The organism is uncultured Sulfitobacter sp. (assembly GCF_947497275.1).
Classification (GTDB): Bacteria; Pseudomonadota; Alphaproteobacteria; order Rhodobacterales; family Rhodobacteraceae; genus Sulfitobacter.
The window spans coordinates 20,736-44,902 of the sequence record NZ_CANMFS010000002.1 but is presented as its reverse complement, the minus strand read 5'-3'; the positions used below and the strand labels follow the sequence as shown (position 1 = coordinate 44,902).

The window sequence follows — 24,167 nt, the reverse complement described above, 5'->3', positions numbered from 1 at the left end:
GAATATGTTCGACAACACAACCAAACCGGAGGCACTCGTGTCCAAGACTTCGAAAATCTCGACCCGCAATGTGCAGGTCTATTACGGTGAGACCCACGCCATCAAGGACGTGAACGTCGAGATCGAGGACAAGACCGTTACCGCCTTCATCGGGCCGTCGGGCTGTGGAAAATCCACCTTTCTGCGCTGCATCAACCGGATGAACGACACCATCGAAAGTTGCCGTGTCAAAGGCGATATCCGGATCGACGGCGAGGACATCTATGATCCAAAGGTCGATCCGGTGCAGCTGCGCGCCAAGGTCGGCATGGTATTTCAAAAGCCCAATCCATTCCCGAAATCCATCTATGACAACGTGGCCTACGGCCCGCGCATCCATGGCCTCTCGCGCAACAAGGCCGAGTTGGATGGGATCGTGGAGCGCGCGCTGCGCCGCGCTGCGATCTGGAACGAGGTCAAGGACCGGCTGCAGGCCCCCGGAACGGGTCTGTCGGGCGGGCAGCAGCAGCGGCTATGCATCGCGCGGGCCGTCGCGACAGAGCCGGAAGTGCTCTTGATGGACGAGCCGTGTTCGGCGCTCGACCCGATTGCGACCGCTCAGGTTGAAGAACTGATCGACGAGTTGCGCCAGCAGTATTCCGTGGTGATCGTCACCCACTCGATGCAGCAGGCCGCACGGGTGAGCCAGCGAACCGCGTTTTTTCACCTCGGCCATCTGGTCGAATTCGGCGACACGGACAGGATCTTCACGTCGCCCGAGGACCCCCGCACGGAAAGCTACATAACCGGAAGGATCGGTTGATATCATGGAAGAACAACACCACATCGCATCGGCGTTCGACCGTGACCTTGAAAAGGTACAGGCGCAGATCATAAAGATGGGCGGCTTGGTCGAAGAGGCAATCTTGCTTGCCGCCAAAAGTCTCGAAACCCGTGACGAAGAGTTGGCCGAGAAAGTGCGGGCGGCCGACCGGGTGATCGACACACTGGAAAGCGACATCAATGAACAGGCTGCCCGCGTCATCGCCCTGCGCGCGCCTACCGCGATCGACCTTCGAGTGATCCTCAGCGTGATCAAGATCTCCGCCAATCTGGAGCGGATCGGCGACTATGCCAAGAACATGGCGAAACGCACCAGCGTGTTGGCGCAGATGTCGCCGGTAAACGACAGCGCCGGGGGCATCCGGCGGATGGCGCGGCAGGCCGAGGAAATGCTCAGGGATGCGCTGGACGCCTACATCCGGCGCGATGTGCCGCTGGCGGCGCAGGTCATCGCGCGCGATGAGGACCTGGACCAGATGTACAATGCGTTGTTTCGCGAGTTTCTGACCTTCATGCTCGAGGACCCGCGCAACATCACCGCCTGTATGCACCTGCATTTCATAGCCAAGAACATCGAAAGGATGGGTGATCTGTGCACGGCAATGGCAGAGCAGGTCATCTATCTGGTAACGGGCGAGCACCCGGAGGATAACCGGCCAAAGGCGGACGAAACATCGCTCGCCGTCGATCCGTAACCTGCCTGAAGGGGAGCTGAGAGATGTCGATACAACCGGTGCAGGTTTTGCTGGTCGAGGATGAACCCGCGCAGCGCGAAGTGTTGGCCTATAATCTGGAGGCGGAGGGGTATGTCGTGCGCCGTGCCGAAAACGGGGAGGAGGCGATGATGATGGTTCGCGAAGCCGCGCCGGACATCATCATCCTCGACTGGATGATGCCCTTGCTTTCCGGTATCGAAGTCTGTCGACAGGTCAAGTCCGCAGCGCAGACGCGCGAGATTCCTGTGATCATGCTGAGCGCGCGGTCCGAAGAGGTGGACGCGATCCGCGGGTTGGACACCGGTGCGGATGACTATGTCACCAAACCGTACAATCTGCGCGAGCTGATGGCGCGGGTGCGTGGGCAGTTACGACGGACCCGCCCGACGGCGTCGGGTGAAGAGGTGGCATTCGAGGATATTGTTTTGAATTCCGCCACGCACCGCGTTACCCGCGACGGGACCGAGATCAAACTTGGCCCGACCGAATACAGGTTGCTTCTGACCCTGATGGAAAAGCCCGGGCGCGTGTTCACCCGCGACCAGCTTCTTGATCATGTCTGGGGGCGCGACATCTACGTCGACACCCGTACCGTGGACGTTCATGTCGCGCGGCTGCGCAAGGCATTGACCGGGCAGGGGGGCGCCGACCCCATCCGCACCGTGCGCGGTACTGGCTACGCCCTCGGCTGAACGTGTTTGCTTTCGTAACTCTTGCCCCCTTTTTCTTAGGGTTTGTTACCCGGCTATCCCTGATGTGAAATGGTAGAGCAGCGGCGGGCTTGGACCTCTGTCCTGTTTAATCAGTGATGGATCGTGTTCAATCCAATGCGGCGGCTCTTTGGGAAGTGTTTAGCGATATCATCGGCTATCTGATCATAGGGAAGACAGTCGATGCGGTCGAGGACAAAGGCGCCCAGCATGGTATCAAGGATGGACGCGCGGTTATGGTCATGTCGGCCCATTTTAGCGCCTCATATAGCTGCTTGAGGGATCGTTGCGACCGTCACGTCCGTGATCCACATGCGTCGCGTTGTGGCGGCAACCTATATGCCCTGTGCATAAAGGCACTTCGCCAGCTATGCATTTGCCCGCGGGACGCGATACATCATGGGCAGTGTCCGAGCCAGCGCCGCCGCGTGTTTGGTGTCTAGGTGTTGAGTCCCGCCATTTGGTGTATCGAATCTAAGCTGAATCGATCTGGTTCTGAAGTCCAGATTTTGCAGATGTATTCGTAGGGCCTGAGACCGTTGAGGATCTTTGGTCTGCGTGTGAAGTTTTTTGCGTCCATGAAGTCGGTGAGGTGCGTGCGTATGGGGTATCGCTTGAACTTCTGTCGCTTCGGCTTGCCCATTGCCCGGCAACACCTGCCTGCACGTGTGAGAGGGGCCATCGACATCTGGCAAGCGAGAGATGCCATGCCTGTAAATGCGCCGATGTAGTGCCGACCGGGCCAGATGTGGGATCGACGGTTGAAGGCATAGAGGCAGTCGTCCAGCGGTAAGAGCGTGTGCCGTCGGAACCCCACGATCGTGGCGTCCTCTTCTTCGTTGAGACACGTTGAGCACGGCTCCTTTAGACCGGTCTTGTGATCCTCGACCGTCCGGCGCTTGCGCCACTTGGCGGCTGTCTTGGGATCAAAGACCTAGCAGATCACAAATGACGTCGACTGGGATCGAAAAACTGTTCTGGACTGGAGGGTTGTATGCGATCGGACAAGAAAACAGCGCATGAGATACTACCGCGTATTATCGAGCAGCATGCGCCCGCAGCCTTGCACCAATAGGCCGCCCGATGAAAGACACGCTCGTTCTTGAAGCGAAGACACCTGCGGATCTGATGGATGCACGACGGCTGCTCGAGCCACAGGTCGCGACAGCCGCAGCGATGCAACGCATTCAGGATGACATTGTCCTTCTACGCCGTCGGGTAATTGAGGGCCGCGCGGCACGCCATCGCGCAGCGTGCGGACGACGCCTTTCACCAAGCAATCGCGCAACCCACTCCTGATCGCCCTTCTGCACCATTTCTCCGGCGCCCACTGCCGTGCGGATTGGCAAAGGAAATGGGATCGCAGCTACCGCCGTATGGGTGTGAAGGAGTTCACGAAGGTGCATAGCGATTATCACGCACAAGTCGTGGACGCGATCGCAAAGGGCGACGGTCCTGCCGCGCGCTGTGTGATGGACTGTCACCTTGAGCGGTCAGCATCGACATGGGTGTCCTGGGATCAGAGACGCTGTCCTGATCGCCCAATCACCGTGGCCGTATTCGGCGACTTCTGTGGCCCATCGGTTCCAAGGATGCTGGCGCGCGTGATCGCTCGCGCAGGACGACGTAGAGACCGGAGGTGAGAATGATCGCAATTCCGGTCCAGGTCATTGCATCAGGAAAATCTCCGAAGACCAGGAAGCCGGCAGCGGTGGCGCCGATGATCTCGAGATACTGAAACGGGGCAAGCAGGCTCGCTTCGGCACGGCGGAAGGCCTCGGCGATCAACACATAGCTTGCCGCAGCAAAGGCTCCGCTTCCCAGCATGAGTGCCCAGGCTGACGCGGGAAGGGTGTCAGGGTCCGGTGTGACGACGCCTGTCTCCCGAAGTCCGAACGACAACACGATCATGCCGATGCTGGCATAGATCGTGGCACCGCACTGGATGGTAAGACCGGACCGAGTGCGCGAGGCGCGGCGCAGAACGATCATATTGAGCGCATAGGAGGCGGCTGCGAGAAGCGGCAATAGTGCTGCAATCTCAAACTCTGCCCCCGGCCGGATCACGATCAACGCGCCCACCAACCCCACTCCAACGGCAGCGAGACGTCGCGGCCCTACGGTCTCACCGAGCAAAGGACCGGCCAGCACTGTGAGGAACAGCGGTTCGACGAAGAAGATGGCAATCGCCGTGGCAATCGGCATGACCGCAAACGCGCCGATCAGGCAGATCAGCGTAATCACGACAAGTAGACCCGACAGCGCCACGACTGGCGAGAACATCGCTCCTCTGAGGCGTTTTCGCAGCAACGCCGCCGCAGGCAGCAGGAAGGCCGCCTGCGCAAGCACGCGCCCGGTTGTCACCTCGATCGGGTTCAGATTCTCGGTCAGCAGCTTCGACAGCGTATCGCCAAGTGGCAGCAAAACCATCGCTGCGGCCATGGCGCTCATTCCCGCGAGCGAACCGGTCCAGATGGCGCGCGGCTTGTAGGGCAAGGTAAAGGTCATGACACCTCCTCATAACTTCAGAACCCGCATTGATCGTGCGGAGGAAGTCCGGGCGTCCAGGACAGTGGTTGCGAGTTTGGAACAGCGACAGCGGGAAATGCGACGCCATCGCGCGCTGCCCTGCACTCCCACATAAGAGCGTCGGGCGGTTTCGTCCAACCGCCGCGATAATGTCGCATCCCGATACCTGGATCGCATTGAATTGCCAGGCTACGCGGATGCCGAACCTTCAACGGCGTCCTGTGCCACTCGCAAAACGGTGAGCACACGCCTCTGCCCGTCTCGGGTATCCCAATCGAGTGAGGCACCCTCGGCCAGACCGATCAGCGCGACGCCGATGGGAGTCAGGATCGAAATCCGACCGTCTGCGATGTCGGCGTCCTCGGGAAAGACCGGGATCACGGTCTTCTCCTGCTTTGTGGTCTCGTCGCGATAGGTGACCGCCCGGCCAATCGCCACCACGTTCGCGGGCAGCTTTGCCATCGGGACGATGCGGGCCCGTCCGATCTCGCCCAGCAACCTGTCGGCGAGGTCCGGATTGCGTCGCATTGCGCCCTCTGCGAGGGCTTCGAGCCTGGTCAGGCATTCGGTGCTGATGACCATCTTGGGTCGCCTGCCTGTTGCGCGCGGGATGGATTGGTGCTTGTTCATCTGGTTCTCCGTTCCGCCTTCTTGGGGCGTGACTGCAAAGTGGGTCTGAAACTCTCCTGTTTCATCAGGACGAGATGACGGTCAGGCCGCATCGTGGGCGGGCGTAGGGCTTACATCCAGAACGACGAGCGTGTCGATCTGCCCGTCGTCCCGCAATAGCGGTACTTTCTGAAGCTTGCGCATCCCGATGAGGGTTGCGCCGAGCAGCGATGCAACGAGAATGTGGCCGGGGATCGGAGCCGGGTTCATCGTCAGCACGCCCGCACGCGTCCCTTCGCCACTGATCATGTAGGAGACATGGGACCCGGCTACGACAATTTCGGACGTGGCCGGTTCGGGGACGCCGCGGGAAATCCGCAGCTTGTGGCGCAGAAGTCCGTTCAGAAGTGGCGGATTCGGCGCATAATCGATCACGCGCCGCCGCAGCAAACGCTCGATGCCGACCCTATCCTCAACTGTGAGGACGAAGCCGGTCTGCATGGCAGATCGTTCGAACAGCGATCGAAAGTCACTGCCCGCAGGCAGAGGAGTGATTCTGGTGATGGTCATGATGGTTCTCCCGGGGCGGCGAAGCCCTCGTTCTCAATGCAAGGATGTGAGAGGCCCCGGGTGGTCGAAGACGCGGTTAAGCGCAGACCGCCCGGGGCGCCGGGCGGTTCAGAAGCAGAAACCGGAATAAGTTTTCATTTGTGACCATCAGGCGAGCGTAGCCATTGGGGCAATGCTGTCAATCTCAAATAATAACACCGATCTGGAACAGCGGGAGATAGCCCGGTGTTGAAAAGAGAAAGGAGACTGACAGATGGCAAAATATTCGAAAGGCGATCACGTAAGCTGGAATTCCGAAGCCGGTCGCGTCAGCGGCCACATCGTGAAGATCCATGAGACGGATTTCGACTACAAGGGCCACCGCCGACGCGCGTCGAAGGACGCGCCGCAATACGAAATCGAAAGTGACAAGACCGACCACATCGCGGCGCACAAGGAGGATGCGTTGACCAAGCTCAAGTCATGAGCGGCGGGTTCGCGACAATCGGATATTCGAACCGGCCGTCGCAGACGGTCATCGACATGCTGCTGGAGGCCGGGATCGGAGTGGTAGTAGACGTTCGGTCCTTCCCCAAGTCAAAAAACAATCCCGAATTCAATGTCGACGTATTCCCCGAAAGGCTGGCCGAGCATCAGATCGCCTACCGGCACGTTTTGGCGCTCGGGGGGCGTCGTTCGAAGCAACCCGGTGTCGATGACGATCTGAACGCTTTCTGGCGGGTGCAAAGCTTCCACAATTACGCCGACTATACCCAAGGCTCCGACTTCCGGGTCGCCTTCGAAGAGTTGGTTGTTCTTGGCCGGGAACGGTCTTTGGCCATGATGTGCTCGGAAGCCGTCTGGTGGCGCTGTCATCGCCGGATCATCACCGACTGGCTGCTGCTCCGCGGCCATGAAGTGCGGCATCTGATGGCGCTAGGTCGCATAGACAAGAATGCGGGAGCTTTAATAGCGACGATCAATCGCAACCTCACCGCATCAAAAAGCTGGGATGGATCGAAATGAATCCAGTTTTGCAAATAGAGAAGACCGGAATGAAGGAAAGCCTGCCGGACATCGTCCTCCCCACAGATGAGGCTATCCAAATGCTGGAACGGCGCGCACCGGGCACCCTCTGCTTCTTCCGGGTCTTCCTCGACGCAACCGGAGGCCGGGTTGCAGAGATGGCGATGACCCAATGGGCGGATTTGAAAGGCATCGGCAATGTTGGTTTTTGACCCAAACTGACCCCGGCCGATGAAAGCCCTATCCGAAACGGCGCGGCTATTGTCGTTCGGGGAAGGGCGCAACGGGCATTGGCCAAGCGAAATTTGGCAGTGTCACGGTTTAATCGGTGCATGCGGTGACGCAACAACACGGCAAAGCATGCCGACTTTGGGTCTTTTCACGACACCCGCCCGGCATGTTAGCGAAGCTAATTAGGTAGGTATCATCATCTGAATTCAGTAGCTTAGTGGCGGAGAGACAGGGATTCGAACCCTGGGAAGGCTTGCACCCTCAACGGTTTTCGAGACCGCCCCGTTCGACCACTCCGGCACCTCTCCGCGGGGGTCTGGTGCGCTCGTTTAGTCGGGATCGCGGTTAAGAACAAGCCCTGCCGCGCGCATCTTTGCCACGCTGCTGATTTTCCATTGCAGCGGCAGGGAGAAGGCTTAGGTTATTGGCCACAGCCCGAAAGGAATTCCAATGCGATTGATACAGCAGCTTCTCGTCGTACCTGCCATCGTGGTGATGGCGGCAGTGCCTGCCAAGGCGGCCGAACGCGCGAATGTCGAAGCGTTTCTGGAGGTGACCGGTTTCGACGTCGCGCTTGAGAGTATCCGGCTATCGGCGGATGCGGCGCCCCAGATGCTGGGCATCGCGGCTGAGGATTTCGGATCGGAATGGCAGCGTCTGGTACGCGAGGTTTTCGATACGGATCTCATGCACGACATGGCCATCGATATCCTGCAAGAGGCGCTCGACTCGACGCTTCTTGAACATGCGGCAGATTTCTATGCCACGGACCTTGGCCAGCGATTGGTCGAGGCCGAGAACCGCTCACACATGATCGAGGAAGAAGGGCTGAAATCCGACAGTGGCGGCCAGATCATTGAGGGTCTGCACAGTATCTCTTCTCCACGCATCGCGATTCTGGAGCGTCTGAACACCGCCAGCGGAAGCGAGGACGCCTCTGTGCAGGCCATACAGGAGGTGCAGATCCGCTTTCTCACGGCGGCTGCCGCGGCGGGGGTGATCGAGATGCAGATGGACGAGCCGGACCTGCGTGAAGCGTTGCGGACACAGGAAGCGGAACTGCGCGCCAGCCTGCGGCAAAGCGCGCTGGAAGGCTCCGCCTATACCTATCAGGCGTTTTCCGATGACGAATTGGTAACTTACGCCGAGGCGCTCGAAGATCCCAGGATGCAGAAGGTCTATGCGCTGATGAATGCGGTGCAATATGAAATAATGGCAAACCGGTACGAAGCCGTGGCCGACCGGCTCAGGGACATGCAGCCGAGTCAGGATTTGTGATGCGCCGTGTCGTCGCCGCCTGCCTGATGGTACTGATCGCGCTGCCGGTGTGGGCCAACGCGCGCCATACGGTGCTGATGGATGTGCTCGAGATACGCCAGTTGAGCGGGATCCTGCACACCGAAGGGCTGAACTTTGGCGCGACGCTCGACCGGGAATGGCTGGACGGGCAGGGCGGAGCCGCCTGGCAGCAACAGGTGGCCCGAATCTATGACGCGGAACGCATCCATGAAGCGATCCGCGCAGGAGTGGAGCCTGCCTTGCAAGGCGATCTGCTCGAAGAGACGATTACGTTCTTCGCAACCGATGCGGGCCGGCGGATCATCATGCTCGAAAACTCCGCCCGCGCGGCGCTGGCCGATCCTGACGTAGAACAGGCAGCCCGCGACAGGTTTGCCGCGTTGCAAGGCAGCGACCCCCGCCTTGCCCGGATCGAGCGAATGATCGACGCGGGTGATTTGATCAACCGCAACGTCACCTCGGCGCTCAATTCCAACTACCAGTTCCTGCGCGCCCTGGTTGATGGCGGCGTCTACGATATGACCGACACCGAAATCCTCGACGATGTGATGTCCGAGCGCGAAAACATTGCGCTCGACACCGAGGCGTGGTTGGGAGCCTTCATGCTGTTGGCCTATAGTCCGCTGGACGCTGACGCGCTGGAGACCTACGTGAGGTTCTCGGAAAGCAGTGCAGGTACCGCGCTCAACGCCGGTCTCTTTGCCGGTTTCGATCCGCTTTACGAAGACATTTCTTATGCGTTAGGGCGCGCGATGGCTCTGAACATGGCGGCGGAGGAGCTTTAGCGCAGGGGACGCAAGATCAGTTGCACGCTTGCGCTTGACTTGCCCATACGATGCAGACATAAGCCCCCCACTGCACGGGAATCTTCCCGGCGCAGAGATATGTCAATGACGCCCAAGGGCGCGCTGTTCGACGGTGAAGCACGGCTTCGCGAACGCCCGGAAACCGGGGGCCACAGGACGCGGAAAATGTGAAGGAAGACCTATGTTTGCGGTCCTGAAAACAGGCGGTAAGCAATATAAAGTACATGCCGGCGATATGCTGCGCGTGGAACGTATTGCGGCATCTGCCGGTGAAACCGTTCAATTCAACGATGTTCTGATGCTGGGCGGCGACGATCCGAAGGTCGGCGCGCCTCTGATTGAAGATGCTGGTGTTCAGGCGGAAGTCGTCGACCAGATCAAGGGCGAAAAAGTCATCCACTTCGTCAAGCGCCGGCGCAAGCACTCGTCCAAGCGCACCAAAGGCCACCGCCAGAAGCTGACTCTGGTCAAGATTACCGAAATCATGGCGTCGGGCGCGGGCAAATCCGGTGTAACGGCGGCTGTCGGCACGGGATCCGTCAGTTCCGCAGCGGTTGCGGCGATCGAAGAGCGTTACACCTTCAACAAGGGTGAGCAGGCCGAGATGGCCAAACGCGTGAACGAAGGCGAGGCAAAGGCAAAATCCGCCAAGCCCGCGAAGAAAGCCGAAGCCGGAAACGCCGCCGGCAAGGACGTGACGAAGAAAGAAGACAAACCAGCAGCGGCTACATCTGATGACAAGGCTGCCAAAGGCGAAAGCGATGATCTGAGCAAGATTTCCGGGATTGGCCCGGTGATCGTCGGCAAGCTGAACGACGTGGGCATCACCACATTCGCGCAGATCGCGGCATGGACCGAAGCGGACGTCGAAGAGATCGAAGAGAAACTGTCGTTCAAGGGTCGTGTCGGTCGTGAAGACTGGATCGCACAGGCCAAAGAACTGGCTAAAGGCTAAGGAGAGACCAGATGGCACATAAAAAAGCAGGCGGTTCATCCCGTAACGGGCGCGACTCGGCTGGTCGTCGCCTTGGCGTGAAGAAATACGGCGGCGAAGTCGTTGTTCCCGGCAACATCATCGTGCGCCAGCGCGGGACCAAGTTCTGGCCCGGCGAAGGCGTGGGCATGGGTAAGGATCACACCATCTTTGCGACAGTCGACGGCAATGTATCGTTCCACAAGGGGCTGAAAAAGCGCACGTTCATCTCGATCGTCCCGGCAGCGGAAGCCGCCGAGTAAGCCGTACCCGAAGATAAAGCACTTTCAGGGACCGGCGGAAACGCCGGTCCTTTTTTTTGGCTCTTGCCTTGTCGCCACAACTCCGAAAAGGAGTGGCCCTTTGAATCTTTCCAGTGCAAGCGTGCGCTACGCATGAGCGTCGCGATAGTTCCTCTCACCATCTTCGCCGCCAGTCAGGTGGGGACACCGGGACCGGCGAACATGGCCCTTCTGGCCACCGGCGCACGCTTCGGCTTTCGCGCGGCGTTGCCGTTCGTGGCCGGTGTCGCCTTGGGCAAGCAGTTCATCATCTGGCCGGTCGGATTCGGATTGATGGAGCTTGCGCAATCGGCACCGCAGGTCTTCGCGATCCTCAAATACGCGTCGGCGGCGTATATCATCTGGCTTGCCTGGAAGGTGGCAAACCTGCGCCTCGACGGGCATGATGCGGAAGCTGTAGCGCCCGGTTTTCTCGCCGGTTTGATTGTGCACCTACTTAACCCAAAGGCCTGGGCGATGATCGTCGGCAGCTTCACGGCCTTTGTCGGGCCGGGCACCTCGCCCTTTGCCGCAACCGCCATTGTCGCTGCGATTCTGCTTATATGCCAGCTTGTCATGCATCCGCTCTGGACTTTGGGCGGGCAGGCGATCGCAAGCACCGTTGCGGGCACCCGTGCGGAACCCTATCTGATGTGGACACTTGCCGCCTTGACTGTGGCGTCGGTGCTGTTTGTTCTTTTCGCGGGTGGGTCACTATAATGCAGCAGATTTTTCGTCAGCCAACACTGACAACCGACCGTTTCGTACTGCGCCCCGTGCGCCGCTCCGACCTGACGCGGATCGAATATTACGCGGCCGACATCCGCGTCGCCGCCAGCACGGTACGGATCCCGCATCCGTTGCCCCCAGGGGTAATCGAAGGGTTCATCGAACGCGCGATGAAGTCCGAACGCGAAGAAGACGTATGGGTGATGGACGGCGGCGGTCCAAACGGGTCGGAGGTGATGGGGGTGATCAGCTTGGTCCGGCTGGACCGCAACCAGTGCGAAGTCGGCTATTGGGTGGCACCGCCGTTCTGGGGCACGCATGTCGCCTCCGATGCGGTCCATGCGCTAGTTACGCGAAACCCGCTGGGGCACGACACAATGTTCGCATCTGTCTTCCATGATAATCCCGCTTCTGCAAAAGTACTGATCAACGCGGGGTTTCACTATCTGGGGGATGCCGAGACATTTTGCCTTGCGCGCGATACAACCGTACCCACCTGGACCTATAGCAGAAAACTGCTGCGCTAGAATACTTTAGGATTAATTATGAAATTTCTCGACCTTGCCAAAGTCTATATCCGCTCCGGTGCCGGCGGCGGCGGCTGTGTGTCGTTTCGCCGCGAGAAATATATCGAGTTCGGGGGCCCCGACGGCGGCGACGGCGGCGGCGGCGGCTCCGTCTGGGCCGAGGCCGTCGATGGACTGAACACGCTGATCGATTTCCGCTATCAGCAGCACTTTTTCGCCAAGAATGGCCAGCCCGGTATGGGCAAGCAACGGACCGGCAAGGACGGAGAAGACATCGTCCTGCGCGTGCCCGTCGGCACAGAGATCCTCGACGAGGATCAGGAGACCGTGATCGCGGACATGACCGAGCTGGGCCAACGGGTTGAACTTGCTCGCGGCGGCAATGGTGGTTGGGGCAATCTGCATTTCAAGTCCGCGACAAATCAGGCGCCGCGCCGCTCGAACCCCGGTCAGGACGGGGTCGAACGGACGCTCTGGCTGCGGCTCAAGCTGATCGCGGACGTCGGCCTATTGGGCCTGCCGAATGCGGGCAAGTCGACGTTTCTGACGGCCACATCGAATGCGCGGCCAAAGATCGCCGATTACCCATTCACGACATTGCACCCGAACCTCGGTGTTGTGGGCGTCGACAATACCGAATTTGTCGTGGCGGATATACCTGGTTTGATCGCCGGTGCCCATGAAGGGCGCGGAATTGGTGACCGGTTTCTCGGCCACGTCGAGCGCTGCGCAGTTCTGCTGCATCTCGTCGATGGCACCTCGGAAAAGGTGGCGCAGGACTATCAAACCATTATCACGGAGCTTGAAGCCTACGGCGGAGAGCTTGCCGACAAACCGCGGATCACAGTGCTCAACAAGATTGACGCATTGGATGAAGAGGAGCTTGCAAGTGCTCGATCTGAATTGGAAAATTCCTGCGGCGAAGAGGTGATGCTGATGTCGGGGGTGGCCGGGACCAACACCACCGAGGTGCTGCGCGCGTTGCGTGCCCAGATCGACGATGACCGTATCCGTCACAAGCCCGCTGCGGAAGACGTGCCTTGGCAACCCTGACGGACGCAGGACGCCTCGTCATCAAGATCGGCTCTGCGCTGCTGGTGGACCGGACAACGGGTGCGCTGCGGGCGGCGTGGCTGGGATCATTGGCGCAGGATGTCGCATGGCTCAAAGGGCAGGGGGTTGATGTGGTGCTTGTGTCCTCTGGCTCCATCGCCCTGGGCCGGGAGGTGCTTGGCCTCGGACGCGGTCCTTTGGCGCTGGAACAGTCGCAGGCTGCCGCCGCCGTCGGCCAGATCCGGCTGGCGCGCGCCTATGAGGAGGTATTGGCCCCTCATGGCATTACGACCGCGCAGGTACTTGTGACGCTTGAGGACAGTGCGAACCGGCGCCGGTACCTCAACAGCCGCGCGACACTTGAAACGCTGATCGGTCTCGGTGCCGTACCGATCGTCAACGAGAACGACACAGTGGCCACCGATGAGATCCGGTTTGGCGACAATGACCGGCTTGCGGCTCAGATCGCGGTAACGGTCGGCGCAGATCAGTTGATTCTGCTGTCCGATGTAGATGGATTTTATTCGGCTAACCCGTCGTGTGATCCCGACGCGAAACGGTTCGAGGTGATCGACCGTGTCACACCGCAGATCGAGGCGATGGCGGGAGACGCGGGTTCCGGGCTGAGCAAGGGCGGCATGAAAACCAAGTTGATGGCCGCGAAGACCGCTGTATCCGCGGGATGCGCAATGGCGATCACGGAAGGCTCTGTAATGCGTCCGCTGCTCGCGCTTGCGGCGGGGGCCAACGCGACCTGGTTTACGCCACACACGGACCCGCAAGCCGCACGCAAAAGATGGATTGCGGCGATGAAACCGATTGGTACAGTTACGCTGGACGCGGGGGCGGTGATGGCACTTGGACGCGGGAACAGCCTGTTGCCTGCCGGTATCACCGCTGTCACGGGCCCTTTCGAGCGTGGGGATGCCATCGCTCTGCTCGGTCCCAACGGCGCCACGATCGGCTCCGGCCTGAGCAGATACAACGCTGAAGAGGCCACTCGGATCAAGGGCCACAAAAGCACTGAAATCGAAGCTTTGCTTGGCTACCCCGGCCGGGCCGCATTTGTGCACCGCGATGATATGGCGCTTTAGGATCGGCAGATAGGCCGCTGATAATCATGGATATAATTAAATTCATGGAGCTCAATACCACGACCACTACGGGCAATGGCACCGCTTGAAAGCAGCAAAGGATGAACCTCGCACTGCCAGCCGGCGCAGCACCCGGCAGTATCAGATCGTGATCACGATCCTCGTCTCCTCACTCGACACGCGAACCTTGCGCCCTTCGTCCGATGCGATCACCGGCAGCAGACCGAACTGAACATGTGCGGGAACGAGCGCCGCACCCTCCGGACCACCGCTGAGCCGCGTCCAAAGAGCTTCATCGATGTTAAGTTTGTCCGCATGTCCGGTAAGAATGACGGTTTCCTGTTGCAGCGTGATTTCCACGCGCCCGCCATACGGCATCCCCGTTTCGAGACAGAGCAGCGCAAGGAACGCCAGTTTGACGTATGTGCGTTGCAAACCGTCAGACGGCTGCCAGACAATTTTCAGGCGGCCGCTTGCGTACACGTCTTCGAGGATCGACACGACTTCGGCACGGCTGACCATCTGTTCGCCTGCCGCGCCGAAAGCGATACGGAAAAACCGGATACGCGCGCTGGCACTGCTGACGCTTTCGCTGATCAAGGCGAGTTCCGGGCTTCCCGCCGGATTGCTCATTTCGATCAATTCCAGACCATTGTTGATCGCGCCAATGGGCGATATCAGATCATGGCAGATGCGGCTTCCGATGAGAGTGGCAAAAGCTGTATCTCGGTCCATATTCTGAACTCCTTGAGGCGAAGGGAACGACAGTGGATGATCTGAACGCGATTTTGACTCCCGGCATGCTGGTCAAGCATCCCGGTCAACCCGATTGGGGCGTCGGCCAAGTTCAAAGCAACATTGGCGGGAAGGTCACTGTGAATTTCCGCGATTGTGGCAAGATGGTCATTGATAGCTCCCGTGTGGCACTTCTTCCTGTGTTTGAGGGTTAAGCATCCCACAATACTTGTTAATAAATGGTAACGCGCTGATTTAATCCGATTGGATAACCATAGGTAGTATGCGTCAAGGGTCGAGCGTTGCTTTTATACGGTGCGCGGCGTAACTGTCGCACCGGGACATGGCGGAAGGTCCGATGGCACATCACAGCAGAGCAGATTTTGCGGTCAAACTTGCCGAAACGGATGCCGAACTGCATGCCGCCCAACGCCTGCGATACGCCGTTTTCATCCGCGAGCTGGGTGGCACCGGCGATATGGTCGATCACGCAGACCAGCTTGAACAGGACAGGTTTGATCCGTTTTTCGATCATCTGATCCTGACCGAGCGCGGCAGCAGCGATGTGATTGGCGTGTATCGTTTGCTGCGCGCGGACCGCGCGGTCGCGGCAGGGGGCTTCTATTCGGAAGGCGAATATGACCTCGGTCCGTTAAAATCGTCCGGTCGCCGGTTGCTCGAGCTTGGCCGCTCGTGTCTGCATCCTGCGTACCGCGGCGGTTCGGCCATGCACGCGCTTTGGTCCGGATTGGCCGATTATGCGGCGCAGTACCGGATCGAGGTGCTTTTCGGAGTGGCCAGTTTTCACGGAACCGATGCTGCTGCTTTGGCCGCGCCACTGTCGCTCTTGCATCACCGCTATCTCGCGCCTCCTGCCCTGAGGGTGCGGGCGTCCGAAAAATCCTTCCAAAGAATGGACTTGATCGACGAAGCTCATCTGGAACGCCGCGCCGCGATGGTCCAGATCCCAAGCCTGATCAAAGCCTATCTGCGGCTCGGTGGATGCGTGGGCGAAGGTGCGTTCATTGATCATGCCTTCAATACCACCGACGTATGCCTTTTGATGGACACCGCCATGTTGAACGAGCGCCAGTCGAAGATTTACACGCGCGGTGCGTCTTGAGCACGCCTTGGCACGCCGCCTCCTATCCACCGCGTCCAAAGCTGACGGGCGCCGCTTTTGTTCTCGTGCCCATGCGAGCCCTTGCATTGTCCATTCTGGTCTTTGGATGTCTCGTGCTTTTGCTATTGATCCGTGCGGTCGAACGGCCCGTCTACGGCATGGCGCGGCCAATAACCCCGCATATCACGCGGTTTGTCTGCCGAAACGCGCTGCGCATTCTCGGGCTTCGTCTGCGGCAAACTGGATCCCCGATGACACATAACGGTGCGATTGTCGCAAATCACAGCAGTTGGCTCGACATCTTCACGCTGAATGCGCGCCAGTCCTTCTATTTCGTGTCGAAGTCCGAAGTCGCGCGCTGGCCCGGCATCGGGTGGCTGGCCCGAGCCACAGGCACCGTATTTATTGAACGCAATCCGGCGCGCGCGCGCGCGCAGACGCTTCTGTTTCAGGAACGGCTCATGGCAGGCCATCGGCTCTTGTTCTTTCCCGAAGGAACGAGCACGGATGGAATGCAGGTTCTTCCATTTAAAACAACGCTCTTTGAGGCATTCTTTGCACCTCAGATCAAGGATGATATCTGGATCCAGCCTGTCGCCGTCGTCTACCATCCACCTGCGCGACAGGACCGGCGGTTCTACGGCTGGTGGGGCGACATGGATTTCGCAAGCCACCTTTTGACAACGCTGATGCCGGTGCGGCAAGGTTCGGTCGAAACGATCTTCTGCGCGCCTGTCCGTGTTAGCGGCACCGCCCACCGCAAGGATCTTGCCGCTACCTGTGAACGATCCATTCGGGAGGCACACCGCGCGGCCCTTGATCCAACCGACCGGCATCGCTGACACACCAACCGGCCGGGCAGGGCGCATGGTTTGCGCTTTCGTGCTTGCAGTAAGGCGCGCTTCGGTGTATCCGCGCCCCACTTAATCCCGCAGTCGGGGATTGGGACACGCGGGAGAGACATCCCCGCTGTTCCGCCGGTTGGCCCGCATTCCGCAGGTCAGACCCCCGACGAGGCTAAACCGGAAAGGTATAACGACATGGCTCTTCCAGAGTTCTCCATGCGCCAGTTGCTCGAAGCAGGCGTACACTTCGGCCACCAGACGCAGCGTTGGAACCCCCGTATGGGTCCCTACATCTATGGCGCGCGCAACGGCATTCACATCATGGATCTGACGCAGACCGTTCCGATGCTGGACGAGGCACTGAAGATCATCCGTGACACCGTCGCCAAGGGCGGCAGTATTCTTTTCGTCGGCACCAAGCGTCAGGCGGCACAGCCCGTCGCGGATGCGGCCGAGAAATGCGCACAGTATTACATGAACCACCGCTGGCTTGGCGGCACGCTGACCAACTGGCAGACCGTGTCGAAGTCCATCCAGCGCCTCAAGCACATCGACGAGCAGTCCGAGCAGGGCTTTGGCGGTCTGACCAAGAAAGAGCGCCTGGGCATGGAGCGTGACCAGATGAAACTGGAAGCATCGCTCGGCGGTATCCGTGAAATGGGCGGCCGTCCCGACCTGTTGTTCGTCATCGACGTGCGCAAGGAACAATTGGCGATTGCCGAAGCGAACAAGCTGGGCATTCCGGTTGTTGCTGTCGTGGACACCAACTGCTCGCCGGACGGCATCGACTATATCATCCCCGGAAACGATGACGCGGCCCGTGCGATCGCGCTCTATTGCGATCTGGCATCGCGCGCCGCACTCGACGGTATGTCAGCCCAGCTGGGTGCCGCTGGCGTCGACATCGGTGCGATGGAAGAATCGCCCGAGGAAGAGGCCGTTTCGACCGGCGTCGAAATCGGCAATGCGTCCGACGAAACCGTTTCCAACGACGCAATGTCCAAGGATGCGCCGCTGGACATCGAGTCCAAGCAGGAAACAGTTGAAAAAGCGAACAATTGATCGCTATGGCGGCGGGGATTCCCTGCCGCCAGTCACACTGCCGATACTTGCGGGGCGCATGGTCGCGCCCAGTTGACCCTATATTTTTGAGGAGAACCAGAGCGATGGCAATCACAGCATCCATGGTCAAAGAACTGCGCGACACGACCGGCGCGGGCATGATGGACGCCAAGAAGGCGCTGACAGAAACAGACGGCGACATGGAAGCAGCCGTTGACTGGCTGCGCACCAAAGGCCTCGCGAAGGCAGCCAAGAAATCCGGCCGCACCGCAGCCGAGGGCCTTGTCGCCGTCAAGGTCGATGGCGGTCGTGGTGTTGCAGTCGAGGTGAATTCCGAAACCGATTTCGTTGGCAAGAACGCGGATTTCCAGAAAATGGTCGCCGGCATCGCGGATGTTGCGGTCACTCAGCGTGACATCGAAACGCTTAAGACAGCGGACATGGGCGGCAAAACCGTCGAGCAGACCGTGACAGACGCGGTCGCAGTGATCGGTGAAAACATGTCCGTCCGGCGGATGCAGGCGCTCGAAGGGGAGACCGTTGTATCCTACGTTCACAACGCAGCAGCACCGGGCATGGGCAAGATCGGCGTTTTGGTCGCTATGACCGGTGGCGACGAAGCGTTTGGCAAGCAGGTCGCGATGCACATCGCAGCCGTGAATCCTGCGTCGCTTTCCGAAGACGACCTTGATCCAGCTGTCGTAGACAAGGAAAAGCAGGTCCAGATGGACATCGCGCGTGAATCCGGCAAACCCGAAGGCGTGATCGAGAAAATGATTACCGGTCGCATGCAGAAGTACATGTCCGAAGTGACGTTGCTGAACCAGTCGTTCGTGATCAATCCAGATCTTACCGTCGGCGCCGCTGCAAAAGAAGCGGGCGCTACGATCACCGGATTCGTTCGCCTCGAAGTGGGCGAAGGCATCGAGGTGGTAAAGGAAGATTTTGCCGCTGAAGTCGCGAAGGCCGCAAAAGGCTGAACCGGCTACGGTTCCGATGTAGAAAACGGCGTTGTCTCGGCAGCGCCGTTTTTGTTTGCGCATCGGTGCTCGATCGAGCGTCGGAGCGGCCGCCGGGACAGCGACCGCTCCGGATCTGGATCCACATTGGTTGCACGACACCATCCGGGGAGAACGTGGACCCGGAATAGGCCCGGTCAGCAAGGTTTAATATTGGACCTTCTGGATCCGGCGATCTGGCAGAGCTCTGAAATCTCGGAGTTTTCCAAACCGTTTGCCAGATCAGCTTAGCCTTAAGACCCGACCTGAACAGCATGCAGCGAATGGGTCTTTCTGAAAAGTATGGGATTCCTTACCTAAGGTCACTTCCTGGCCGATCCCGGGCATCCAGAACGAACATCTGATTGGCGAAAGCCGCCTTCAAAACCGCTTGCGCCGTGGTCTCGACCTGCAACGCATCACGGGCCAACCGCAGGTGCTTTTCCACTGTCGGGACTGTCAGCCCCATCAGCATCGCGATATCGCTGGAGTTCTTGCCGTCGCCGACCCATTCCAAAGCCTCGCGTTGCCTATGTGTAAGCGCGCGGGTGCTCGTGGCATAGGGCAGGGTGATGATCTTCAGGTGGACGATGTTATTGATCAGGTAGATGTCGTCGCCATGTTCGGACCAGATCTCGTCAATGTCCGACTGTTCGACGCCGGCGGCCCCGGTCAAGGCAATCGCCCCCTTCGTGCGCGAAGAAACGGACCGAAAACTAATGGTATAGCCCGCAGTCACACCCTTGTCGCGATTGAATTCAAGAACCTGCCGGGCTTGCGGGCTCAGCTCTTTCTCGCGCTCCATCTCATAAATCATACGCCAGCTTTTGGCGCCATCGTTCTCGAGCGCCCATTGAACCATTGGCGCATGCAACAACAGACCGCCACCGAGAAAGAAATCGGTATAGCTCCGATCATGGTTCGTCAGCACGACGAAATCGTCGGGATCGCCAAGCGATGTAGCGGTCCGGTAGCGTGTGTAGCCGTACAGCAGCCGGTCAAACCCATACTCAGCCATCTTCGACACATGCCCATCCCAGAGTTCTTCAAGGCTCTGGCAATCGACCACGGCCAAGAGATATTCTCTCAGGCTCATTTTGGATTAATCCGCAGTGCCAGCGCATCAAGCGCCATCATATAGCCGTGTGCACCAAACCCGCAGATCTGACCTATGGCCACGGGTGCGATGTAGGAGACATGGCGGAAAGGTTCACGCGCATGAATGTTGCTCAGGTGGATTTCCACAGTCGGCAGTTCGACGGACGCGATCGCGTCCATCAGAGCAATGGAGGTGTGCGTGTAGGCACCGGCGTTGATCACGATCCCCGCGTGCGTTTCCCTGGCCTCATGAACGGCCTCAATCAACGCGCCCTCGTAATTGGACTGAACAAACACAACGTCGATCCCGATTTTCGAAGCGTGAACGCGACACATGTCTTCGATATCGCGAAGCGTTGTCGTCCCGTAGACATCGGGCTGACGGGTGCCGAGCAGATTGAGATTGGGACCGTTCAACACGAGAACCGAAGCCATGGCGCACCTTGATAACTTGTCTGTACTTTTTGGCATCCATGCGTCGTTGTGTCCACCGCGGTGCGGACCATAACACGCCACAAGACGCAAAGCGCGATTATCCTGCATCACTCGGGCGGCGCTGGCTGAATAGTATTCCTACAGATCCGGATCAACTTGGCGGTTCAAACCGTTGCTCTTATGGTATTTAACCTTCTGGGATAGCTCGCGCCGCGCCTCACTATTTATAACATAATACTGATTATAATACTAACCTTCGTTCACAAGGATTGATCGTTAGTCCTGATACCGCCAGCGCACGGCGCTCCGCCGCTATTGCCATTGACCCCATTGCACAGACGTTGAAACTTGGGACGTGTCCAACCATTCCAACGTCCGGAGCTTTCAATGGATCGCGCAGCAATCGTACACGAGAATTTCCTGCGACGCATGCGCGCCGATGATCTGCCGGATGGCGCGCCAGCAGACGCTGCGATCCAACCGTCGAAACTTGTCGAGATGTTTCGCAGTCAAACCCTCAGCCGCCACCTCGACCGCACCAGTCGCGCGATGCAAAAGCTAGGTAAAGGCTTCTACACCATCGGCTCGTCGGGCCACGAAGGCATGGCCGCCGTAGCCGAAGCGTTGCGTCCGTCCGACATGGCGTTTCTGCATTACCGCGATGCCGCGTTCCAGATCCAGCGCGCCGCCCAAGTGCCTGGCCATCAACCAGTTTGGGACATGTTGCTTAGCTTTCGCGCTGCGGCAAGTGATCCTATTTCGGGCGGACGCCACAAGGTACTGGGGTCGCGCGCTTTGAACATCCCGCCGCAAACCTCGACAATCGCCAGCCATTTGCCCAAGGCCGTTGGTGCTGCCTACTCTCTCGGCCTCGCGCGCCGTTGTCCGCCGGAGCATCAGTGTCTGCCTCCCGACAGCATCGTGATCTGCAGTTTCGGGGACGCCTCATCCAATCATTCCACCGCCCAAGGCGCATTCAACACCGCCTGTTGGACCAGCTATCAATCGGTGCCGATGCCCATTCTTTTCGTGTGCGAAGACAATGGTATAGGGATTTCTGTTCCCACCCCGCGCGGTTGGGTCGCGGCGAATTTTGCGGCGCGTCCGGGGCTGAAATACTTCGCCTGTGACGGTCTGGATATGGCGCAGACGCTGCGCGTTTCGCAAGTCGCCGCCGATTACGTCCGAAGCACGCGCAAACCCGCGTTTCTCCACATTACAACTGTGCGTCTTTATGGCCATGCTGGCTCGGACGTGGAACTTACCTATCGCGACAAGACCGCCGTCGAAGCCGGTGAAGCAAACGATCCTCTTTTGCACTCGGTGCGCCTGATGCGCGACGCTGGCGCGTGTTCTTCAGAAGAAGCGCTTGATATCTATACGGAAACCGAAGCCACCTGCCTGCGTGTCGCGCAGCAGGTCATGCAACAACCGACGCTTGTCACCGCCTCCGATGTGATGACGAGCATCGTGCCGCCTGCCCGCAAGTCCGCGCCCTCAAACGGACCGTCGCAAGAGGTGCGTGCAGATATCTTTGGTAATGACATCAAACAGATGGATCAACCGCAACCGATGAGCCGGCTGATCGGCTGGGCGTTGGCAGATCTAATGCTGACGCACCCCGAAGTGGTCGTCGCCGGTGAGGATGTAGGCCGCAAGGGTGGCGTTTACGGTGTCACGCAAAAGCTGCTCAATCGGTTCGGTCCCTCGCGGGTGGTCGATACCCTGCTGGATGAACAGTCCATCCTCGGCCTCGCAATCGGCATGGCGCATAACGGTTTTGTACCGGTGCCGGAAATCCAGTTTCTGGCCTATCTGCACAACGCAGAAGACCAGTTGCGCGGAGAGGCGGCGACACTGAGCTTTTTCTCAAACGGCCAGTATACCAATCCGATGGTGCTGCGCATTGCGGGGCTTGGATATCAGAAGGGTTTTGGCGGTCATTTCCACAACGACAATTCGCTAGCGGTGCTGCGCGACATTCCGGGGCTCGTCATCGCGTGCCCGTCGAACGGCGCAGATGCCGCGATGATGTTGCGCGAGGCAGTGCGCCTTGCGCGCGAGGAACAGCGCGTCGTGGTATTCATCGAACCGATCGCGCTATACCCTATGCGTGATCTACATACGGAGGGCGACGGTGAATGGCTGCACAGCTACCCTGCCCCCGACAAGACCGTTTCTCTCGGAGAGATCAACGTAGAAGGCTCCGGTACCGATCTCGCCATCATCAGCTATGCCAACGGGTATTACCTTTCGACACAGGCTGCCAAGACGTTGAAAGAAGGTGGAATGGCCCTGCGGGTAATTGACATGAGATGGCTCGCACCCCTGCCATCCGATACCTTGCTCGATGCCACAAAAGACTGCCGCAACATCCTGATCGTCGACGAATGCCGGCGCACCGGCAGCCAGTCTGAGGCGTTGATGTCGCTCTTTACCGAAGCCGGGCGGGATAGAATCGCACGCGTGACGGCCGAGGACAGCTTTATCGCCACCGGTCCCGCTTACGCCGCCACCCTGCCCTCGTCCGACGGCATCGTTGCAGCGGCACGTGCGTTGGTGGGCCGGTCATGACGCTGCGCCCCACAGCCGTTCTTATCTGCCCCGGACGCGGCACTTACAACAAGGCCGAGCTTGGCACCCTTGGCCGTTTCCATGCCGGCAATCCGCTGATCGCCACATGGGACGCAATGCGGGCGGATGCGGGCCAGCAGACACTGACGGCGCTGGACAGTGCCCAGCACTTTGCGCCCGGGCGCCACACGACGGGTGACAACGCATCGGCGCTGATCTACGCCTGCAGCTATCTTGATGCCCAAGCGGCGCTACAAAGCCATGACGTCAAGGCTGTCACCGGCAATTCGCTGGGTTGGTACATCGCCCTGGCGGCGGGGGGCAGCACGGATGCGATCGGAGGCCTCACCATCGTGAACACGATGGGAACGCTCATGCACCGGCATGGCGCGGGCGGGCAGATCCTCTATCCATTTGTCGACGAGGACTGGCGCCCGATTGGGGAAACCGAAGCGGAAATCATGGATTTGATCGCGCGCATTGACGGGCGCCCAGATCATCGGCTCGCCCTGTCAATCCATTTGGGGGGTATGCTGGTCGTAGCTGGCAATGATGCAGGTCTCGATGCTTTCGCAGACTCGGTGCCATCAAAGGACGGACGCTACCCCCTGCGCCTGCCCAACCATGCCGCCTTTCATACGGATATGCTTGCGCAGGTGGCCGAAATGGGCCGCGCGGCGTTGGGACCTGATCTGTTTTGTGACCCGCACCTGCCGCTGATCGACGGGCGCGGTTCAGTCTGGTGGCCGAAATCAAGCGACATCGGCGCGCTCCGCGGCTACACTTTGGACACGCAGATCACGCGAACTTGTGATTTTACCGCTGCGATACAGTCCGCCGCACGCAATTTCGCGCCCTACCGTTTCATCGTCACCGGTCCCGGTACGACGTTGGGCAGCGCCGTGGCCCAATCCCTGATCGCGATCAATTGGCAAGGCATCGACAGCAAGGCCGCGTTCATGGCCCGTCAGGCGCGCGATCCGCTGGTCGTCAGCATGGGTCGCCCCGATCAGCGCCCGCTTGTTCTAGGCGATTTCACAACTGTTGAACCGGCGTAATTTTACACATCCAAGAAATCATTTTGAAGTGGTCCCACCTCTTTGGACAGTTTTACAGCGTTTCTATGGTGCATTGTCGATCAACGCTTCGACGCAGAAGCCGGCATACATCGTGTTGGACAGCCGCCAGCTGAGCACCTTCCGTGTCACACGTCTCATCCTTCTCGTCCGGGATACACCTTTGCTGACTGCTCGGTTTCCTGGGACCATTTCAAGTCTCGGCATGCGCCAAGCCTCGCCTGATGCCCTTTCAGCATCCCAAAGATCTGTCCTTCGCTGAAACGG

Annotated in this window: 28 protein-coding genes, 1 tRNA gene and 1 pseudogene; 22 read left to right on the top strand and 8 right to left on the bottom strand. The window is 59.3% G+C overall.

Annotation, left to right across the window (positions count from 1 at the left end; genetic code table 11):
- The first annotated feature begins 4 nt into the window (after nt 1–4).
- Genes pstB through phoB form a run of 3 tightly spaced genes read left to right on the top strand, consistent with a single transcriptional unit; the run spans nt 5 to nt 2,230 of the window.
- Nucleotides 5–802: a phosphate ABC transporter ATP-binding protein PstB gene (pstB, locus tag Q1A06_RS04180; protein ID WP_299559015.1), complete on the top strand. Its 798-nt coding sequence runs from the start codon at nt 5–7 to the stop codon at nt 800–802.
- Nucleotides 803–806: 4 nt separating this feature from the next.
- Complete coding sequence (phoU, locus tag Q1A06_RS04175; protein ID WP_299559012.1) at nt 807–1,517, top strand: phosphate signaling complex protein PhoU; 711 nt, start codon at nt 807–809, stop codon at nt 1,515–1,517.
- A 23-nt stretch (nt 1,518–1,540) separates the two neighbouring features.
- Nucleotides 1,541–2,230: a phosphate regulon transcriptional regulator PhoB gene (phoB, locus tag Q1A06_RS04170; protein ID WP_299559009.1), complete on the top strand. Its 690-nt coding sequence runs from the start codon at nt 1,541–1,543 to the stop codon at nt 2,228–2,230.
- Between the two features lie 457 nt (nt 2,231–2,687).
- Here the strand turns inward: phoB and Q1A06_RS04165 are convergent.
- Nucleotides 2,688–3,158, bottom strand: a pseudogene (locus Q1A06_RS04165) (hypothetical protein); the annotation flags it as partial.
- Between the two features lie 343 nt (nt 3,159–3,501).
- Between Q1A06_RS04165 and Q1A06_RS21005 the strand changes: the two are divergent.
- Nucleotides 3,502–3,891 carry an FCD domain-containing protein gene (locus Q1A06_RS21005; protein ID WP_366523490.1) on the top strand — a complete coding sequence of 130 codons (390 nt, stop codon included), beginning with the start codon at nt 3,502–3,504 and terminating at the stop codon, nt 3,889–3,891.
- Here the strand turns inward: Q1A06_RS21005 and Q1A06_RS04160 are convergent.
- From Q1A06_RS04160 to Q1A06_RS04150, 3 genes are all read right to left on the bottom strand, one after another.
- Entirely contained in the window at nt 3,794–4,756 is a 963-nt protein-coding gene (locus Q1A06_RS04160) for a DMT family transporter (RefSeq protein WP_299559006.1), read from the bottom strand. The two genes, Q1A06_RS21005 and Q1A06_RS04160, sit on opposite strands and share 98 nt — an antisense overlap.
- A gap of 210 nt (nt 4,757–4,966) precedes the next feature.
- Nucleotides 4,967–5,407, bottom strand: coding sequence for a nucleoside diphosphate kinase regulator (gene rnk / locus Q1A06_RS04155; protein ID WP_299559003.1), 441 nt, complete (start codon nt 5,405–5,407; stop codon nt 4,967–4,969).
- 81 nt (nt 5,408–5,488) lie between these two features.
- Nucleotides 5,489–5,956 carry a hypothetical protein gene (locus Q1A06_RS04150; RefSeq protein ID WP_299559000.1) on the bottom strand — a complete coding sequence of 156 codons (468 nt, stop codon included), beginning with the start codon at nt 5,954–5,956 and terminating at the stop codon, nt 5,489–5,491.
- Between the two features lie 253 nt (nt 5,957–6,209).
- On the opposite strand from Q1A06_RS04150, the gene Q1A06_RS04145 reads away from it, so the two are divergent.
- Genes Q1A06_RS04145 through Q1A06_RS04135 form a run of 3 tightly spaced genes read left to right on the top strand, consistent with a single transcriptional unit; the run spans nt 6,210 to nt 7,173 of the window.
- Nucleotides 6,210–6,422: a DUF2945 domain-containing protein gene (locus Q1A06_RS04145; protein ID WP_299558997.1), complete on the top strand. Its 213-nt coding sequence runs from the start codon at nt 6,210–6,212 to the stop codon at nt 6,420–6,422.
- Complete coding sequence (locus Q1A06_RS04140) at nt 6,419–6,961, top strand: DUF488 domain-containing protein (RefSeq protein WP_299558994.1); 543 nt, start codon at nt 6,419–6,421, stop codon at nt 6,959–6,961. Before Q1A06_RS04145 ends, Q1A06_RS04140 begins: the two co-directional genes overlap by 4 nt.
- The gene (locus Q1A06_RS04135; protein ID WP_299558992.1) at nt 6,958–7,173 is read left to right on the top strand and encodes a hypothetical protein; all 216 of its coding nucleotides are present in this window, start codon (nt 6,958–6,960) and stop codon (nt 7,171–7,173) included. The genes Q1A06_RS04140 and Q1A06_RS04135 overlap by 4 nt, the downstream gene beginning before the upstream one ends.
- A gap of 237 nt (nt 7,174–7,410) precedes the next feature.
- Here the strand turns inward: Q1A06_RS04135 and Q1A06_RS04130 are convergent.
- Nucleotides 7,411–7,500, bottom strand: a tRNA-Ser gene (locus Q1A06_RS04130).
- Nucleotides 7,501–7,642: 142 nt separating this feature from the next.
- On the opposite strand from Q1A06_RS04130, the gene Q1A06_RS04125 reads away from it, so the two are divergent.
- The 8 genes from Q1A06_RS04125 (at nt 7,643) to proB (ending at nt 13,954) form a co-directional block, all read left to right on the top strand.
- Nucleotides 7,643–8,470: a DUF2059 domain-containing protein gene (locus Q1A06_RS04125; RefSeq protein ID WP_299558989.1), complete on the top strand. Its 828-nt coding sequence runs from the start codon at nt 7,643–7,645 to the stop codon at nt 8,468–8,470.
- Nucleotides 8,470–9,276 carry a hypothetical protein gene (locus Q1A06_RS04120; RefSeq protein ID WP_299558986.1) on the top strand — a complete coding sequence of 269 codons (807 nt, stop codon included), beginning with the start codon at nt 8,470–8,472 and terminating at the stop codon, nt 9,274–9,276. The genes Q1A06_RS04125 and Q1A06_RS04120 overlap by 1 nt, the downstream gene beginning before the upstream one ends.
- Before the next feature lie 202 nt (nt 9,277–9,478).
- On the top strand, nt 9,479–10,252 hold the full coding sequence (locus Q1A06_RS04115; protein WP_299558983.1) for a 50S ribosomal protein L21: 774 nt from the start codon (nt 9,479–9,481) through the stop codon (nt 10,250–10,252).
- An 11-nt stretch (nt 10,253–10,263) separates the two neighbouring features.
- The gene (gene rpmA / locus Q1A06_RS04110) at nt 10,264–10,533 is read left to right on the top strand and encodes a 50S ribosomal protein L27 (protein WP_299558979.1); all 270 of its coding nucleotides are present in this window, start codon (nt 10,264–10,266) and stop codon (nt 10,531–10,533) included.
- A 132-nt stretch (nt 10,534–10,665) separates the two neighbouring features.
- The gene (locus tag Q1A06_RS04105; RefSeq protein ID WP_299558976.1) at nt 10,666–11,271 is read left to right on the top strand and encodes a LysE family translocator; all 606 of its coding nucleotides are present in this window, start codon (nt 10,666–10,668) and stop codon (nt 11,269–11,271) included.
- Entirely contained in the window at nt 11,271–11,807 is a 537-nt protein-coding gene (locus Q1A06_RS04100; RefSeq protein ID WP_299558973.1) for a GNAT family protein, read from the top strand. The genes Q1A06_RS04105 and Q1A06_RS04100 overlap by 1 nt, the downstream gene beginning before the upstream one ends.
- Nucleotides 11,808–11,825: 18 nt before the next feature.
- Nucleotides 11,826–12,860, top strand: coding sequence for a GTPase ObgE (gene obgE / locus Q1A06_RS04095; RefSeq protein ID WP_299558971.1), 1,035 nt, complete (start codon nt 11,826–11,828; stop codon nt 12,858–12,860).
- On the top strand, nt 12,848–13,954 hold the full coding sequence (gene proB / locus Q1A06_RS04090; protein WP_299558968.1) for a glutamate 5-kinase: 1,107 nt from the start codon (nt 12,848–12,850) through the stop codon (nt 13,952–13,954). Before obgE ends, proB begins: the two co-directional genes overlap by 13 nt.
- 141 nt (nt 13,955–14,095) lie before the next feature.
- On the opposite strand, the gene Q1A06_RS04085 is transcribed toward proB, so the two are convergent.
- Nucleotides 14,096–14,689 (bottom strand): histidine phosphotransferase family protein, encoded by a 594-nt coding sequence (locus Q1A06_RS04085; RefSeq protein WP_299558964.1) that lies wholly within the window; start codon nt 14,687–14,689, stop codon nt 14,096–14,098.
- Between the two features lie 32 nt (nt 14,690–14,721).
- On the opposite strand from Q1A06_RS04085, the gene Q1A06_RS04080 reads away from it, so the two are divergent.
- The 5 genes from Q1A06_RS04080 to tsf all read left to right on the top strand — a co-directional run bounded on the left by Q1A06_RS04080 (nt 14,722) and on the right by tsf (nt 18,699).
- The gene (locus Q1A06_RS04080) at nt 14,722–14,904 is read left to right on the top strand and encodes a DUF3553 domain-containing protein (protein ID WP_299558961.1); all 183 of its coding nucleotides are present in this window, start codon (nt 14,722–14,724) and stop codon (nt 14,902–14,904) included.
- Nucleotides 14,905–15,047: 143 nt separating this feature from the next.
- The gene (locus Q1A06_RS04075) at nt 15,048–15,812 is read left to right on the top strand and encodes a GNAT family N-acyltransferase (protein WP_299558959.1); all 765 of its coding nucleotides are present in this window, start codon (nt 15,048–15,050) and stop codon (nt 15,810–15,812) included.
- On the top strand, nt 15,809–16,654 hold the full coding sequence (locus Q1A06_RS04070; protein WP_299558956.1) for a 1-acyl-sn-glycerol-3-phosphate acyltransferase: 846 nt from the start codon (nt 15,809–15,811) through the stop codon (nt 16,652–16,654). Before Q1A06_RS04075 ends, Q1A06_RS04070 begins: the two co-directional genes overlap by 4 nt.
- A 198-nt stretch (nt 16,655–16,852) precedes the next feature.
- Nucleotides 16,853–17,719 (top strand): 30S ribosomal protein S2, encoded by an 867-nt coding sequence (gene rpsB, locus Q1A06_RS04065; RefSeq protein WP_299558953.1) that lies wholly within the window; start codon nt 16,853–16,855, stop codon nt 17,717–17,719.
- A 104-nt stretch (nt 17,720–17,823) separates the two neighbouring features.
- Entirely contained in the window at nt 17,824–18,699 is an 876-nt protein-coding gene (gene tsf, locus Q1A06_RS04060; protein ID WP_299558950.1) for a translation elongation factor Ts, read from the top strand.
- Between the two features lie 331 nt (nt 18,700–19,030).
- Here the strand turns inward: tsf and Q1A06_RS04055 are convergent, their stop codons facing one another.
- Nucleotides 19,031–19,813 carry a LuxR family transcriptional regulator gene (locus tag Q1A06_RS04055; protein ID WP_299558947.1) on the bottom strand — a complete coding sequence of 261 codons (783 nt, stop codon included), beginning with the start codon at nt 19,811–19,813 and terminating at the stop codon, nt 19,031–19,033.
- A complete protein-coding gene (gene aroQ, locus Q1A06_RS04050; RefSeq protein ID WP_299558944.1) occupies nt 19,810–20,250 on the bottom strand; it encodes a type II 3-dehydroquinate dehydratase in 441 nt (146 codons plus the stop codon). The genes Q1A06_RS04055 and aroQ overlap by 4 nt, the downstream gene beginning before the upstream one ends.
- A 387-nt stretch (nt 20,251–20,637) precedes the next feature.
- Here aroQ and Q1A06_RS04045 point away from each other — a divergent pair, with 387 nt between their 5' ends.
- Nucleotides 20,638–22,824 (top strand): alpha-ketoacid dehydrogenase subunit alpha/beta, encoded by a 2,187-nt coding sequence (locus Q1A06_RS04045; protein WP_299558941.1) that lies wholly within the window; start codon nt 20,638–20,640, stop codon nt 22,822–22,824.
- Nucleotides 22,821–23,882: an ACP S-malonyltransferase gene (locus tag Q1A06_RS04040; RefSeq protein ID WP_366523489.1), complete on the top strand. Its 1,062-nt coding sequence runs from the start codon at nt 22,821–22,823 to the stop codon at nt 23,880–23,882. The genes Q1A06_RS04045 and Q1A06_RS04040 overlap by 4 nt, the downstream gene beginning before the upstream one ends.
- Nucleotides 23,883–24,167 lie beyond the last annotated feature (285 nt).